This is a genomic window from Thermohalobacter berrensis (assembly GCF_003609645.1).
Classification (GTDB): Bacteria; Bacillota; Clostridia; order Tissierellales; family Thermohalobacteraceae; genus Thermohalobacter; species Thermohalobacter berrensis.
Genome location: NZ_MCIB01000003.1, coordinates 22,694 through 39,336, shown reverse-complemented (window position 1 = coordinate 39,336; position 16,643 = coordinate 22,694). Strand labels below are relative to the sequence as shown.

The window sequence follows — 16,643 nt, the reverse complement described above, 5'->3', positions numbered from 1 at the left end:
TAATGCATAAAATCTTCACAATAGTAAAATAATAAGTTTAAGCAACTTGGTTTGATTCCATTTTAATAGGAGGGAAAAAAGTGAAAGCTACTGGAATTGTTAGAAGAATTGATGATTTGGGTAGAGTAGTTATTCCAAAGGAAATTAGACGTACCCTTAGAATAAGAGAAGGTGACCCTTTAGAAATATTTACAGACAGAGAAGGGGAAATTATACTAAAGAAATATTCTCCCATTGTTGAATTAAGCGAATTTGCTACTGAATATGCAGAATCTTTATATGAATCAACAGGACATATAACAATTATTTCAGATAGGGATGCTGTAGTTTCAGTAGCTGGAGGTTCAAAAAATGAATATTTAAATAAAAAGGTTAGTCCAGAGTTAGAAAAAATCATAGAAAGTAAAGAGCCATATATAGCATCAGGTAAAAGCAAACCTATTAGAGTAACCTTTGATGAAACTACTCCAGATAAATATACAAGTCAAGTAATTGCACCTATAGTTACACAGGGGGATCCAATTGGGTCTGTAATCCTAGTGAGTAAAGATCCAGATGCTGAAATGGAAGAATTAGAAACAAAACTAGCAGAAACAGCAGCAGGATTCTTATCTAAACAAATGCAGCACTAATATTTATTTACATAGCCTACCGATAGGTGGGCTTATTTATTGCACAGATTAAAAAACTATTCACTATGAAAATTCTTTCTGATATAATATACTTTGTTAGCCTATATTATGACGCAGGATTGGGAGGACAATTTATGTCAAAGGAAAATTTTTTAAAGGGGGCCGCTATTTTAAGTATAGCGGGTATACTTGCAAAGATATTAGGTTCAGTATATAGAATTACTCTGGCTTATGCTTTAACTGATGTAGGTATGGGATATTATCAAACTGTATATCCACTATATAACCTTTTGTTGACAATTTCTACAGCGGGATTTCCAGTTGCTGTTGCCAAGCTAGTAGCTGAAAAGAGAGCATTGGGTGATTGTAGAGGAGCCCATAAAATTTTCAAAATAACTTTTATTGGGTTTTTATTTGCAGGAATTACCACATCACTTTTTGTGTTTTTTGGAGCAGGTTCTTTAGTTAATCTTGTTGGAAATACTAACGCATATTACTCATATATAGCATTAACTCCGGCTTTATTTTTTGTTCCTATAATGTCTGCTTTTAGAGGATACTTCCAAGGAAGACAGACAATGACTCCTACTGCACTATCCCAATTTGTTGAGCAGTTTTTTAGAGTTTCAGTAGGATTATTATTAGCGTTTCAATTATTGAATAGAGGATTACCTATAGCAGCTGGAGGTGCTACCTTTGGAGCATCTGCAGGTGCAATTGCAGGTACTATTGTAGTGGTTACAATATACTTAAAAAATAGAAAAAAAATTAAAGAAGAAATTAAAAGAGGTTCAGATTATCCTATAGAAAAAACTACTAAAGTAATAAAAAGAATATTATCCATTGCTATACCTATAACAATTGGGGCAGCTATAGTTCCAATAATGAATAATATAGATGTTGCAATTGTTATGAGAAGATTACAATCCATAGGATTTACTGAGGCAGAAGCTTCAGGATTATATGGAAGGCTTTCAGGGTATGCTCAAACTCTAATAAACTTTCCACAAGTGCTTTCTATAGCTTTAGCAATGAGCTTAGTACCGGCAATTTCAGATGCATCAGCAAGGAAAGATTACAATAAGATTAGAAGAATAACTAGGTCAGGTGTTAGAGTAACTTTACTTTTAGGATTACCTTCAGCCTTAGGATTATTCATATTAGCAACTCCTATAATTAAACTTATATATTTTGTTTCTGATCCGGAAGTTCAGCAGAGTGCAGGCTCGATACTTCAAGTATTATCTTTTAGTTTAATATTTCTAACTTTAGTTCAGTCACTTACGGCCATACTACAGGGATTAGGTAAGCCAATGGTTCCTGTAAAAAACTTAGCTATAGGTGCCTTAGTAAAAGTTATATTGACTTATATATTAACAGGAATAAGAACTATAGGGATAAATGGTGCTGCAATTAGTACAGTTACTGCATATTTAGTAGCTGCAATATTAAACTTTATGGCAGTTAAAAAACACACCCTTACAAAATTTGGATTTACAAATGTGGTTTTAAAGCCTGTTACTGCAGTATTAGTGATGACTATATTAGTAAGATTATCATATATCTATACTTTGTCTATTATTGGTGGTAGATTAGCTACTGTATTATCTATTTTAGTTGGTGTTTTAGCATATGGATTATCACTGTTAATCTTAGGAGCTATTACAGAAAGGGATTTTGAACTTTTACCAGCAGGTAAGAAATTAGCAAAACTGTTAAAATCACTAGGTCTTATGAGAAATTAAAAGCTAGGTATAAGCCTAGCTTTTTTAGCTAATTATAGAGGTGTGGAGGGATTATAATGGGTAAAATCGTAGTTATTGGTTTAGGGCCAGGAGATATTGGTTCTCTTACATTAGAAGCAGTTGAAAGGTTAAAAAGTGGAAATAAAGTGATTTTGAGAACAGAAAAACATCCAACGGTTGAGTATTTAAAGAAGAATAACATAAAATATGAAACCTATGATTATATGTATGAAAAATGGGATGACTTTGAAGAAGTTTATAAAAATATTACTAAAGACTTAGTTGCAAAATCCCAAAAATATGATATCATTAATTACTGTGTACCGGGACATCCTTTAGTTGCAGAAAAAACAGTTGATATACTTTTAAGATTAAAGGAAGAGGGAAAAGTTTCAGTAGAAATTATTCCAGGAATGAGTTTTATTGACCCGATTATATCTGCAATTGGACGAGACCCCATAGAAGGATTAAAGATTTTAGATGGGTTAAATCTAAAAAAACAAACAGTAGACATAAATTCAGATAATATAATTACTCAGGTTTATAATAGAATGGTAGCATCTGAAGTTAAACTTATTTTGTCAGATATTTATGGTGATGAATACGAGGTTTATATTGTAAGGGCAGCAGGTGTAAAAGAAAAAGAGAAAATAGTAAAGGTTCCCCTTTATGAGTTAGACAGAATAGACTGGATAGATTATCTTACAAGTATATATATACCTAAGATGAAAGAAAAAGCAAGAAAAAGATATGATATGAATAATTTGATACATATTATGGAAAAATTAAGAAGTAAAGAAGGATGTCCATGGGATATTAAGCAAACACATGAAAGTTTGAGGGAATATGTCCTTGAAGAAGCATATGAAGTAGTAGATGCTATTGATAATGACGATATAGATGGACTGGCTGAGGAATTGGGAGATTTACTCTTACAGGTAGTTTTTCACAGTCAAATTGCAAAAGAAGAAGGATATTTTAATATTTATGATATTACTTCAAATATTTGTACAAAGCTTATTAATAGACATCCACATGTATTTGGTGATATAAAGGTATCAGATGATAAAGAAGTTCTAGCAAATTGGAATAAAATTAAAGATAAAGAAAAAAACATTAAAAAATATACTGAAAGATTAGAGGATATACCTAATAGTTTATCAGCACTAATGAAAAGCTATAAAGTACAAAAGAGAGCAGCAGATGTAGGCTTTGATTGGCCAAATATTGAAGGTGCAATTAGTAAAGTTAAGGAAGAACTTGATGAATTATTAAAAGAAATAAATTCTAAGAAAAATGAAAAAATAGAAGAAGAATTAGGAGATTTATTATTTGCTATTGTTAATATAAGTAGATTTTTAGATATTAATCCTGAAGTTGCTTTAAATAAGACTATATTAAAGTTTATAAAAAGATTTAAGTTTATAGAAGAACAGGCTACAAAAAATGGAAAAGATTTGAATAATATGACTTTAGAAGAAATGGATGGTTTGTGGGAGGAAGCAAAAATACATAAAAATTAAAAAAAGAGAAAAAATAATCCTGAAAAGAAGGATTTTAGACAAAAAGGTAGAATTAGCATATACAAGCAATTTTTATTTATAATATAATTTAATAATAAATAAAGGAGGTATTATTGTGAATAAGGCTGAATTAGTTGCAAGCATGGCTGAAAAAAGTGGATTAACAAAAAAAGATGCAGAAAGTGCTCTAAATGCATTCATGGAAAGTGTACAAGATGCATTAGTTAAGGAAGAGAAAGTACAATTAGTAGGATTTGGAACTTTTGAAGTAAGACATAGAAAGGCAAGAAAGGGAAGAAACCCAAGAAATCCAAATGAAGTAATTGAAATCCCTGCTTCAAAAGCTCCAGTATTTAAAGCAGGTAAAACATTAAAAGAAGCAGTTAACAAGTAAAATCAGGTCTTTGACCTGATTTTTTCATTTAGGGTATGAAAAGGAAGGTTGATAAAATGAGAATAGACAAATTTTTAAAGAATTCCAGAATAATAAAAAGGAGAACAGTGGCAAAAGAGGCTTGTGAACAAGGAAGAGTTTTTGTAAATGGTAAACAGGTAAAACCAGGCACTAATGTTGAAGTAGGAGATATTATTGAAATAAATTTTGGCAATAATACCTTAAAAGTAGAAGTCCTAAAGCTTTTAGACCATGTACCTAAGAATAAAGCCGAAGAATTATATAAAATTTTATAAAAACTTTTAAGATTATCATAAGCTATACCTCATATATATAATAAAAAAAGTGCACAATTATTAATAACAGTATAAACAAAATGTGGAGGTTATTTAATGAGGTATAGCAAAATTATATTCTTAATCCTAGTGATAGTATTATTATCTGGATGCTTAAGTGAATTTAGTAAACCTGGAATAGAAAAGCCACATATTCCTAATTTCTTAGATAGGGATGCAAATGGAAGAATAATTTTAAAGGTATATGTATTAGAAAAGGATAAAGTAGAGAGAATGAATATTGAAAATTACGTAGCAGGTGTTGTTGCTGGAGAAATGGGAAATGATTGGCCTTTAGAGGCACTTAAAGCTCAAGCAATATTAGCTAGAACTTATGTTATGCATTTTATAAAAAATAGGGGTGGGTCAAAATATAAAAATGCTAATATTTCAACAGATGTGAAAGAAGCTCAGGCTTGGAATATTGATGCTGTAAACGAAAGAATAAAGAATGCTGTTGAGAGTACTAGAGGACAAGTGGTACTGTATAATGGAGACTATATAAAGGCTTGGTTTCATGCCCATTCTGGAGGAAATACAGCTTTAGCTAAGGAAGGTTTAAATTATAAATATGATAATCCGCCATATATAAGAATTGTTAAATCAAAAGATTCTAATAAAGCACCTAAAAATGATACAAATTGGAGCTATACCTTTACTAAAACTGAGATAAAAAAAGCATGTTGGAAGATGAAAAAAGATATTAACGACTTTAATTCTATTATTATAGAAAAACGAGGACCTTCTGGAAGGGTAGTATCTTTAAGGATAGGTAATATAACTGTAAATGGTCCAACATTTAGATTAAATATAGGACCAGGTAAACTTAAATCTACTTTAATAGACATAATAAGTGTAAATGGGAATAAAGTAACCTTTACTGGTAGAGGATATGGCCATGGAGTAGGAATGAGCCAATGGGGAGCGTATCAGCTGGCCAAAGAAGGAATGAAAGCAGAAGAAATAATAAAGTATTATTTCAAAGATGTTAATATAGTTAATTTATGGAAATAGCACTTTAATGTATAACTAAATATAAATTTTTATAGTTAAAAAGTCTACCATTTTAATGGGAGACTTTTTATTTTTATAACACATAGGAAATTATAAAAAATAAAAATTGTGGATAAAATATAATTTCCGTCATGTGTTTCAAAAAAGTCAACCTTGAGAATCTTCTATTTTTAATAGAAGACTTTTTTTATTTATTACCACTTATTAAAGCTTCAACATAGGATAGTAATAAAATAAAGTAAAAAGTCATATTCTTTTAACATAAGTATAAAGGGGGAGATATGGATGACTGAAAGAAGACAAGATGGGAAAAATCAAAATATCATTTTAGAAAATAGAGAAAAACTAAGTATTTCAGGTGTTGACCATGTAAATAGTTTTAACGATAATACAATAATAGTTTCTACTGTAAAGGGAGTAATGAATATAAAAGGTGAATCATTAAATATAAGCAAACTAAACTTAGAAGATGGAAATGTTGTAATAGAAGGTCAAATTGACGGTATTACCTATAGTAATAAAGATGTAGGAGGTTCAAAAGGAGGGGGATTATTAGGGAAAATGTTTAAATAAATAGTAATGGCCAATAAGTAGAAAAGTTAATAATATTTGAGGTGTTCGTATGGGAACTTCAGTCGAAAGTCAAGCTTATGTATTTTTTACTACTTTATATGGTGGAATAATTATAGGATTTGTATACGATTTATATAGAATATTTAGGTACTTTTCTAAACCTAAGAAAATAGCTACTTTTATAGAGGATTTAATCTTTTGGATAATAGTTTCAATAATTGCACTTGCTATTCTCATATTTAGTAATTGGGGAGAAATTAGGGGATATGTATTTTTAGGTTTTATTAGTGGCGCCTTTCTCTATTCTAAGTTGTTGAGCAAAGTTGTTATTACCCTATTAGTAAAATTAATAAATTTATTGAAAAAGATTTTAAAATATGTTCTTGATATTATTTTATCTCCTTTTAAATTACTAGGGAGAATATTTTATGGCCCATACATGAAATTTAATAAAAAAACAAAAAAAGTTTTAAGAAAGGCAAAGAAAATAATAACCCTTCCAATTAGATTTTTTAAAGACATAAAGAAGTATGCTGGAACAATTTTAACAAAAAAATAGAGGATTTTTCTAATGTATATAGAAATAATTAATAAAGCTAAAATACCTGAATAAATAATTGAAGGATGGGTATATTATGGTAAATAGAAAAAAGAAAAAAGTGTTTAAAATACGTTACCTATTATCTTTTATATTAATAGTTTATATAGGGTCAATATTATTTAACCAACATAAAATGATAGTAAAATTAGAAGCTGAAAAACAGAAAAAAGAACAAGAGATAAAGGCTTTAAAAACAGATATTAGCCAGCTTGAAAGCAAAATTGATTATACCTATTCTTTAGAATATATAGAAAAGATAGCTAGAGAAGAATTAAATATGGTTAAGCCAGGAGAAATTATATATATAGATAAAGAAAAAAAGAAAAGTAGTGTTTTTGGGAGGGATTAAAGTTGACTTTTTTTGATTTTTAGTATATACTTAAACAGTTATTATATAAATTAAAAGGGAGGATCTTTATTTTATGTTCGTTAAAGTAGGTAAGGTAGTTGAAGGTACTGTAACAGGTATAACTCATTTTGGTGCCTTTGTTCAACTACCTGGTGGAGAGACTGGTTTAGTTCACATTTCAGAGGTATCAGACGACTATGTGAATAATATCAAAGATTATCTAAAAAAAGATCAAAAGGTCAAAGTAAAAATTCTTTCAGTTGATAAGGAAAATAAGATAAGACTCTCTATAAGACAAGCTAATTCTAAAAAATCATCTAAACAGCCACCTAAAATTGATTGGAACAAGGGAGATAAAAAGCAAAAACGTATGTCCTTTGAGGATAAACTCTCCAAGTTTTTAAGAGATAGTAATGAAAAACAAGAACAATTAAAAAACAGAAACTCTAGAAGAGTAAGTAGTTTCAGAGGTCGTTAATTATGGTTGTAAGCCGGAAGATTTCCGGCTTATTTTTATTTGTAATAATTTTATAGCTGTGGAACTTACAAAATATTATACATTTTATATCATATCTTGCAACCTACTATATGTACATAGAAACTTGTCGATAGCCTTTAATGTTTAATTTAACTGAATTAGATTAACAAATATAAAATATTCTTTTAAATTTTTAGATTTATTAGATTGTCTGTATATAAAAAAAATTAAAACTTTTTCTTAAATAACATATTATATTGTCAAAAACTTTTTTTGCGAGACAACCCTTCTTGACAAATATTTTGTACTTCTTTTGGTAAAATAACCATAAACTAACAAGAAGTGGGGGTCTTGTAAATGATAAATAAAATGGAATTAATTCCTGTGAGAGAAAATAATAAAAGAACTAAAAATTTTATAGGTTCAAAAGGTAAAAAGATATTCTCAAAAATAAATATAAATTATGTGCTAATTAATATAATGTCCTTTTTTATTACAAGAGCTGTGATAATGGACAACCTTACTCCATTTGGCATTGCATTCTTAACAGCATATTTAATCAAATATGGCAGGAATATTATATTACCCACGACTATATCATTAAGTATCATAACTGTACATGGTATCAATAACTATTATTATTTAGCAGCAATTTGGCTTATTTACATTTCATATAAGTTATTAGAAAATAAAGTTAAAATTACCACATTGAAATTTTCTATAGTAGGATCAATAATTTTAATATTAACTAAATCTATTTCTATTATATTAGGTGAATACTTTTTATATGACATTTTTATGGCAGGATTTGAAGGGATTGTAGTTTTTACATTATCCTACATATTTACATATAGCATTACTACTATAGAAAGTAGCAAAAACAGACTTTTTACTAATGAAGAAATAATAAGTGGAGCAATAATGTTGTCTTTATTTGTAGCAGGAGTTGGAGAATTAACAATATCTAACTTTCTAATTAAGAATATTATATCAGTATTTTTAATTTTATTATTTGCATATAATAAAGGCCCATCAACTGGAACAGCAGTTGGAGTAACAATAGGAGTAGTATCCTCTATGTCCCATAACAATATGCCATTTGTTATTGCAATATATGGGGTTTCTGGTTTAATGTCTGGATTGTTCAAGGATTTGGGAAGGATAGGAAGTGCTATTGGGTTTATTATAGGTAATGGAATAATGTCTTTTTATATTAATGGTTTTTTTGAGAGCTTAATACAATTAGAAGAAACTCTAATAGGGACAATTATATTTTTAATAGTTTCTCGTGTTATAAAAAGAGTAGATAGCAAAATTGTTGTTGGAACAAATCAAGGTTCAGTAATAGAAGATGTTTATAGTAATAGGATAAGAGATATTACCTTTAAAAGGCTTAAGGAAGTTTCTAGTGTTTTTGAAGAACTAGCTAATACATTTGAAAAGGCTGCAGATAGAGAAAAAATAATGGAACAAAAGGATATTTCAAAGTTTGTTGATACAGTTGCAGATGATGTATGTAAAGATTGTGCAATGTATAGATTTTGTTGGATAAATGAATTTTATAATACATATCATTCAATGTTTGAGTTATTAAATACTATTGAATTACAGAGAGATGTTAATGAAGATGAAATGCCAGAACATTTTAGAAAAAGATGTATAAAACCAGAGCTTATTGTAAAGAAATGTAGTTATCTATTTGATATATATAAATTAAATTATAAATGGGAAAACAAAATTTTAGAAAGTAGACAACTTGTTTCTGAACAATTAGATGGAGTTTCAAAGATTATTAGTAACCTTGCAAATGAAATATATAGTGATATCAAATTCAAAGATGACGTAGAAAAAGAAATATTTGCTAAACTAAAAGATAATGGTATAGATATAAAAGAAGTAACAGTTACAGAGTTTGAAGACGACAAATTTGAAATATTCTTAGAATTAAAAGCATGTAATGGCACTGGAGCTTGTACTAGGGATGTAGTGCCAATAGTTTCAGATGTTGTTGGCTTCCCACTTGTAAGGGATAATTTTACATGTAATATACAAGAAAACAATAAAACTTGTAGATTTAAACTTATAAGAGCAAATAGATATGGTGCTGTAACAAAAGTGGCTAAACTAGACCAGTCATTTAATTATGTATCTGGAGATAGTTATACTTTTGGAGAAAATAATAATAACTATTATGCAGTATTAAGTGACGGTATGGGAGTAGGTCAAAAGGCTAATAGGGAAAGCAATATAACAATTTCATTATTAGAAAAGTTTTTAGAAGCTGGATTTGATAAAGAGTTAGCTTTAAAAACTATTAATTCAATACTAGTCTTAAAGTCAAATGATGAAATGTTTGCTACAGTAGATATGTCAATAATAGATTTATATAGGGGAAAAGCTCAGTTTATAAAAATTGGTTCAGCCCCAACTTTTATTAAGAAAAAAGATAGAGTAGAAATAGTAAATTCTTCAAGTCTTCCAGTAGGTATATTAAAGGATGTAGATTTCCAAATATATGAGGGACAGCTTGAGGATGGCGATTTAATTATAATGATGTCAGATGGTGTATTAGATGCTAATAAGGATGCAGAAGATAAAGAAAAATGGATAGCAGATGTTATTGAGGGAATTAATAGTATAAACCCTCAAAGGATAGCAGATGAAATTATAGATGAGGCCAAAAGGGTTTCTAAAAATGAGGATATGGACGATATGACTGTCCTAGTAACTAAAGTATGGAAGAGAAGATAATGTAAGTGCAATTTACAATTCACAGTTAACAATTTACAATTAAATGGAACGCGAACTGGGTTCGCGTTTCATAATGTTAAATTTTAAGTTGTGAATGTTGAATTGAAAAATGAATAAGTTAGTAGTTAGTGTTTAGTAGTAATAAATACAGTTGCTAGCTCCTAGTTTTACTAAGAGCCAGTAGCTAATAAATAAGGACCGTATTATAAAACTGTTGCTGATGGATTGGCAATCCATCAGCTTAACCGTTGTTGAGGGGCGCCTACGTCCCTCAACTTTTTTTATGCCAAAACGTATACCTTGGTAAAAACTGGCGATAATTATTAAAAAATGAGTTGGAGGGATATTAATGGAAAAGGACATAGAATTTAAACAAATTATATTAGTAACAGATGGAGAGTCTAATGTAGGCTATAGCCCAGTTGAAGTAGCCCAAAATGCCAATCAAAAAGGAGTAAATGTAAATACTATAGGTATAGTAACTGGAAATAAAAAAGAAAAACCACTAGCTGAAATCCAAGAGATAGCTATAGCTGGTGGAGGGCTTTGGGAATTAACAAATATAAAGGATTTTGCTAAGACTATAGAAACAGTAACTAAAAAATCAGTTTATAAGACAATAGAAGAAACAGTTAATAAAGAGTTAAAAAATCTTTTGGGAACAGAACTAAATGACATGCATCCAACATCAAGAAAGACAATAATAGATATTATAGATAAATTAGGTGATGAAATTGGGATAAAAACTTGTATAGTTATAGATTGTAGTGGCAGTATGTCAAATAAGATTAATATTGCAAAGAAAAGCATCATAAACTTATTAAGAGTATTGAAAGAAAGAAAAGGGAAAACAGAAATAGCTGTTATAGGATATCCAGATGGAGATTACAATTTATATAGAATATTATGTGATTTTACAGAAGATATTGTTGAATTAGAAAAAGGTATACAAAAAATTACAACAGGGGGTACAACACCTACAGGACCTGCACTACAAGCTGCTGTAGATTTATTACTTGGTAACGAAGAAAAGGAATTTGAAGATATTAATACAGATGAAAGTATATTTAAAGATAATATTGTTTAGTTTTATTTTTAAATAAAGGAGTATAGTATGCTTATGCTTCAAAGGGGAGATATAATTATAGGAAAGTGGACAAATAGAAGGTACATTATATTAAAAAAGGTTGGACAAGGTGGTATAGGGGTAGTTTTTAAGGTGAAGGATGAAGAAGGGAATATACGAGCAATAAAGGTCAGTGATGATATATCCTCTATTACTAGAGAGTATAATATTATGAATGAACTACAAAAATTAGATTGTTTGCCAAAGGTTTATCAAATTGATGATACTATTATACATAATAAGACATTTTATTTTTTTGTTATGGATTACATAAGGGGGGAAAACTTAAAAGAGATTATTAAGTATGGAAAGTTAAGTATAAAAGATATACTTAGTATCGCTTATATCGTAGTAAATTTTTTTAAGAGGGTAAAAGAAGCAGGATATTCCTATTATGATATCAAGCTTGAAAATATAGTTATAGACAAATATAAAAAAAAGCTTTTGTTTATAGATTTTGGAGGTGCAGTAGAAGGTAACTTATCCATGAAAGAGTATACACCTACATATAGTCCAGAAGCATGGGGTATAGAAGTTAATAAAGGCTATGATGACAGAATTATCTTTAGTGGAACTATGTTAATAGTTAATATGCTTCTAGAAAAAGAAGTTAACCCATTTACATGTTCTATAACTAATTTAGTTAATGATAAGTTAATAAAATTAAAATTAAATAAAATCGTAGAAAAGTTTGTTGAAAAGGGTCTATATATAAAGTATGAAAATGTAAATATTTACCTAGATGAACTAAAGGATATTTTGATCAGATTAAATACCAGTAATTTGAAAATAGAAAGAAATTACGATATTATAGATATTGTATTTATATGTAGTATAGGTCTATTTGTTTTAACTTTAATTATTACAGTTAATTATTTTATTTAAAATTATTTATCTGTGTGCAGTTGAATTTAAGTGAAGGTGATATTATGAAAAATAAAGTTATTAATACTATAAAAAAGTACAAGCTAATTGAAAAAGGAGATAATGTTTTAGTAGGAGTTTCTGGAGGGCCAGATTCAATGGCTCTTCTTTACATTCTATATGAAATTAGGGATTATATTAATTTTAACCTTTATGTAGCACATGTTAATCATGGTGTTAGAGGCAAAGAGGCAGATAGGGATGAAGAATTTGTAAAGAAAGTATGTTCCAAATTGGATATTCCCTTTTATTCAAAAAAAGTGGATATGGAGGAATTTGCCAAGAAAAATAGACTTTCACAGGAAGAAGCTGGTAGAAAAATAAGGTATTCTTTTTTTAGGGAAATAATAAAAAAACTGGGTAAAGGTAAAATTGCTGTAGCTCATAATAAAAATGACCAAGCAGAAACTTTATTAATGAGGTTTATAAGAGGTACAGGAATAGATGGACTTAAAGGAATGGATTATATAAATGGAGACATTATTAGACCATTATTGGATGTAGAAAGAAAAGAAATTGAAAGCTTTTTAGAGAATAGTGGAATAAAGGCTAGAATAGATAAAACTAATTTGAAACCTATATATAAAAGAAATAAAATAAGACTTGAATTAATACCATATATTCGAGAAAATTTTAATGAAAATATTATTAATACTCTTTTTAGGACTTCTACTATAATGAAAGTAGAAAGTGATTTTTTAGAAAATTATTCTAAGAAAATACAAAATGAAGTATTGAAAAATAAAGGAAAAAATGAAGTTTCTATTGATAGAGATAAATTTCTAGAACAACACATTGCAATAAAAAACAGGATTTTAAGAAATTGTATAGAAAATATAAAAGGGAATTTAAAGGGGATAGAGGAAAAACATATTAGTGATATGATTACTCTTATTAAGGAAGGTTCAACTGGTAAAAGGATTGATTTACCTAATAATTTAATTATAAGAATAAGTTATGATACAATCATCATTGAGAAAAAGAAAAAGTCAAATAAAAAAAAGGAACTTTATTATACGGTCAAAATAAATGGTATAACAGAAGTTGAAGATTTTGGATTTGAAATTTCTACTAAAGTTTTACATAAAGATGATTTTAAAATGGAGAGTAAAAATAAATTTATTAAATATTTTGATTATGATAAAATAAAGGATAATCTTTATATTAGGAATAGAAAACCTGGAGATATTTTTAAACCACTAGGTATGAGGGGAAGGAAGAAGTTAAAGGATTTTTTTATTGATGAAAAAATACCTAGAGAAAAAAGAGATTTAATACCTTTACTAGTAGATAAGGAGAACATACTTTGGGTTATTGGTTATAGAATTAGTGAACAATATAAAATTACTAATAAAACAAAACGAATATTAGTAGTAGAATACAAAAATAATAAGGAGGAATTACATGAATAATGATATAAAAGAGATTTTAATTTCAAAAGAAGAACTAGAAAACAAGATAAAAGATTTGGGAAAAAGAATAACAGAAGATTATAAAGGAAAAGATCTTGTTTTAATATGTGTATTAAAGGGTGCTGTCATGTTTATGGCTGAACTATCTAAATATATAGAAGTACCCTTAAATATGGATTTTATGGCAATTTCCAGCTATGGTAGTTCAACCAAATCTTCGGGAGTTGTAAAAATAATTAAGGATTTAGATTCAAGTATTGAAGGTAAAGATGTTCTAATAGTTGAGGATATTATTGATACTGGACTAACATTAAACTATTTAATAAATAATTTAAAATCAAGGGGAGTAAAAAGTCTTAAAATTTGCACTTTATTAGACAAACCAGATAGAAGAAAGGTAGAAGTTAAGGTTGACTACAAAGGTTTCACAGTGCCTGATGAATTCGTAGTAGGATTTGGCTTAGATTATAATGAAAAATATAGAAATTTACCACATATATGTGTTTTAAAAGAAGAGGTTTATAAGTAATTATAACCCTATATCTTTAAAAGAATGGAATTATTGTCTTTTAATAACTTCTATGATAAAATATAAGAATATGAGACTTGGTAACAGTGAGAGGAGGACTATAGTTGAAGAGATTTTTTAGGGGTATAAGCTTCTATTTGCTTATATTCATAATTATAGTAGTAATTGTGCAATTGTTTTCAAAACCTATGGAAGAAACTAAAAAAATTGATTATACAGAGTTAGTTCAACAAATAAAAAGTGAAAATGTTGAAAGTATAATACTCGTTAGAGAAGAAGGAACTGTAAAGGGAACATTAAAAGATGGTACTCCCTTCACTTCAACATTACCTCAAGGTTCTGAAGAAAACCTGTATAACTATCTAGAAACTTTAATAGATAAAAATAAGATAGAGGTGATTGGAGAACAAGAACCTCAAACTCCATGGTTTTTACAAGCCTTACCAACAATATTTATGATTTTAATTTTCATAGTTTTCTGGTTTGTTTTTATGCAACAGTCGCAAGGCGGCGGAAGTCGTGTTATGAATTTTGGTAAAAGTAAGGCTAAACTTCATAAAGAAGACCCAAGAAAAAAAGTTACTTTTGCTGATGTAGCTGGATTAGAAGAAGAAAAGGAAGAGCTTAAAGAAATAGTTGATTTCCTTAAAGATCCAAGAAAATATATAGAGTTAGGAGCAAGAATACCAAAAGGTGTTCTTATGGTTGGTCCTCCAGGTACTGGTAAGACTTATCTTTCTAGGGCAGTAGCTGGGGAAGCAGGTGTTCCTTTCTTTAGTATAAGTGGTTCAGATTTTGTTGAAATGTTTGTTGGTGTAGGTGCTTCACGTGTAAGAGATTTATTTGAACAGGCTAAGAAAAATTCACCTTGTATAGTATTTATAGATGAGATTGATGCAGTAGGAAGAAGAAGAGGAGCAGGCTTAGGTGGAGGTCATGATGAAAGAGAGCAAACATTGAACCAGTTACTAGTAGAAATGGATGGCTTTGGCATAAATGAAGGGATAATTATTATTGCAGCAACAAACAGACCAGATATTCTAGACCCAGCTCTATTAAGGCCTGGAAGATTTGATAGACAGGTATATATAGGTGTACCAGATATAAAAGCAAGGGAAGAAATATTAAAAATACATGCTAAGAAGAAACCTCTAGATGAAGATGTAGATCTTAAGGTTGTTGCTAGGAGAACTCCAGGATTTACACCAGCTGACTTAGAAAACTTATTAAATGAGGCTGCATTACTAACAGCAAGACAAAATCTTAATAAAATACCTATGGAACTAATAGAAGAGGCAATAACTAAGGTGATGGCTGGACCAGAAAAGAAAAGTAGAGTTATTAGTGAAAAAGAAAGAAAGCTTACTGCTTATCACGAGGCTGGGCATGCCATTGCAGCAAGATTAATGCCAAATTTAGACCCTGTTCATATGGTAACAATTATACCAAGGGGTAGAGCCGGTGGATTTACAATGCTTCTACCTTTTGAAGATAAGCATTATAGAACTAGGACTGAAATGGAAGAACATCTTGTATATGCATTAGGTGGTAGAGTAGCTGAGAAGCTTGTATTAGATGATATAAGTACAGGAGCTCAAAACGACCTAGAGAGAGCTACAAAACTGGCTAGACAAATGGTAACTCACTACGGAATGAGTGAAAAACTTGGACCAATGACATATGGTACAGATGATGACGAAGTTTTCTTAGGAAGAGATATAGCTAGAAGTAGAAATTATAGTGAGGAAGTAGCTGCTGCAATAGATAAAGAAATGAGAGCAATAATAGATAGCGCATATCAAAAGGCTGAAGAAATATTAAAAGAAAATATCGAGAAACTTCACAAAGTAGCTGAAGCATTATTAGAAAAAGAAACTCTTAATGCAGAAGAGTTTGAAGAGATATTTACTAGTGCTTAAAAAAACTGAGGGATATATCCCTCAGTTTTTTATAATACATAGGAAATTATAATTAAATAAAAAATGTGGATAAAATATAATTTTCGTTATGTGTTTCAAAAAAGTCAACTTTGAGAGTCTTCTATTTAAAATAGAAGACTTTTTTAATTTAGAAAAAATATAGAAATACAATTATCAGTTTACAATTGACAACTTACAATGTGCATTTATGGTTACTGATTAGTTACGAATTTATCAGCAACACAAAAGCAAACACTATAAAATAATCACCGCAAACTGTTTTCATCATAATTGTTTGAAATCGTTTTTTTGTGATATAATAGATTGTGAAACTTTTT

The 16,643-nt window shown here is 29.1% G+C and carries 16 protein-coding genes; all 16 read left to right on the top strand.

Annotation, left to right across the window (positions count from 1 at the left end; genetic code table 11):
* Window positions 1–80 precede the first annotated feature (80 nt).
* The 16 genes from spoVT to ftsH all read left to right on the top strand — a co-directional run bounded on the left by spoVT (window position 81) and on the right by ftsH (window position 16,305).
* Entirely contained in the window at window positions 81–632 is a 552-nt protein-coding gene (gene spoVT / locus BET03_RS03520) for a stage V sporulation protein T (RefSeq protein WP_120167351.1), read from the top strand.
* Between the two features lie 134 nt (window positions 633–766).
* Window positions 767–2,377: a putative polysaccharide biosynthesis protein gene (locus tag BET03_RS03515; RefSeq protein WP_120167349.1), complete on the top strand. Its 1,611-nt coding sequence runs from the start codon at window positions 767–769 to the stop codon at window positions 2,375–2,377.
* Window positions 2,378–2,433: 56 nt separating this feature from the next.
* Window positions 2,434–3,900: a bifunctional methyltransferase/pyrophosphohydrolase YabN gene (gene yabN / locus BET03_RS03510; RefSeq protein ID WP_120167347.1), complete on the top strand. Its 1,467-nt coding sequence runs from the start codon at window positions 2,434–2,436 to the stop codon at window positions 3,898–3,900.
* 115 nt (window positions 3,901–4,015) lie between these two features.
* A complete protein-coding gene (locus BET03_RS03505; protein ID WP_120167345.1) occupies window positions 4,016–4,294 on the top strand; it encodes an HU family DNA-binding protein in 279 nt (92 codons plus the stop codon).
* A gap of 56 nt (window positions 4,295–4,350) precedes the next feature.
* Complete coding sequence (locus tag BET03_RS03500) at window positions 4,351–4,590, top strand: RNA-binding S4 domain-containing protein (protein WP_120167343.1); 240 nt, start codon at window positions 4,351–4,353, stop codon at window positions 4,588–4,590.
* Window positions 4,591–4,686: 96 nt separating this feature from the next.
* On the top strand, window positions 4,687–5,643 hold the full coding sequence (locus BET03_RS03495; RefSeq protein WP_120167341.1) for a SpoIID/LytB domain-containing protein: 957 nt from the start codon (window positions 4,687–4,689) through the stop codon (window positions 5,641–5,643).
* 285 nt (window positions 5,644–5,928) lie between these two features.
* Window positions 5,929–6,216: a sporulation protein YabP gene (gene yabP, locus BET03_RS03490; protein ID WP_120167339.1), complete on the top strand. Its 288-nt coding sequence runs from the start codon at window positions 5,929–5,931 to the stop codon at window positions 6,214–6,216.
* A gap of 49 nt (window positions 6,217–6,265) precedes the next feature.
* On the top strand, window positions 6,266–6,775 hold the full coding sequence (gene yabQ / locus BET03_RS03485; protein ID WP_120167337.1) for a spore cortex biosynthesis protein YabQ: 510 nt from the start codon (window positions 6,266–6,268) through the stop codon (window positions 6,773–6,775).
* A gap of 76 nt (window positions 6,776–6,851) precedes the next feature.
* A complete protein-coding gene (locus BET03_RS03480; protein WP_120167335.1) occupies window positions 6,852–7,166 on the top strand; it encodes an FtsB family cell division protein in 315 nt (104 codons plus the stop codon).
* 73 nt (window positions 7,167–7,239) lie between these two features.
* Window positions 7,240–7,644 (top strand): S1 RNA-binding domain-containing protein, encoded by a 405-nt coding sequence (locus BET03_RS03475; RefSeq protein ID WP_120167333.1) that lies wholly within the window; start codon window positions 7,240–7,242, stop codon window positions 7,642–7,644.
* Window positions 7,645–8,001: 357 nt separating this feature from the next.
* The gene (gene spoIIE, locus BET03_RS03470; RefSeq protein ID WP_120167331.1) at window positions 8,002–10,395 is read left to right on the top strand and encodes a stage II sporulation protein E; all 2,394 of its coding nucleotides are present in this window, start codon (window positions 8,002–8,004) and stop codon (window positions 10,393–10,395) included.
* Between the two features lie 349 nt (window positions 10,396–10,744).
* Window positions 10,745–11,482 (top strand): VWA domain-containing protein, encoded by a 738-nt coding sequence (locus BET03_RS03465; RefSeq protein WP_120167329.1) that lies wholly within the window; start codon window positions 10,745–10,747, stop codon window positions 11,480–11,482.
* A 27-nt stretch (window positions 11,483–11,509) separates the two neighbouring features.
* A complete protein-coding gene (locus tag BET03_RS03460) occupies window positions 11,510–12,406 on the top strand; it encodes a protein kinase domain-containing protein (RefSeq protein WP_120167324.1) in 897 nt (298 codons plus the stop codon).
* A gap of 44 nt (window positions 12,407–12,450) precedes the next feature.
* Window positions 12,451–13,857, top strand: a complete 1,407-nt coding sequence (gene tilS, locus BET03_RS03455) for a tRNA lysidine(34) synthetase TilS (RefSeq protein ID WP_120167322.1) — start codon at window positions 12,451–12,453, stop codon at window positions 13,855–13,857.
* Window positions 13,850–14,386 carry a hypoxanthine phosphoribosyltransferase gene (hpt, locus tag BET03_RS03450; protein WP_120167320.1) on the top strand — a complete coding sequence of 179 codons (537 nt, stop codon included), beginning with the start codon at window positions 13,850–13,852 and terminating at the stop codon, window positions 14,384–14,386. The genes tilS and hpt overlap by 8 nt, the downstream gene beginning before the upstream one ends.
* Before the next feature lie 104 nt (window positions 14,387–14,490).
* Window positions 14,491–16,305, top strand: coding sequence for an ATP-dependent zinc metalloprotease FtsH (gene ftsH, locus BET03_RS03445; RefSeq protein ID WP_120167318.1), 1,815 nt, complete (start codon window positions 14,491–14,493; stop codon window positions 16,303–16,305).
* Window positions 16,306–16,643 lie beyond the last annotated feature (338 nt).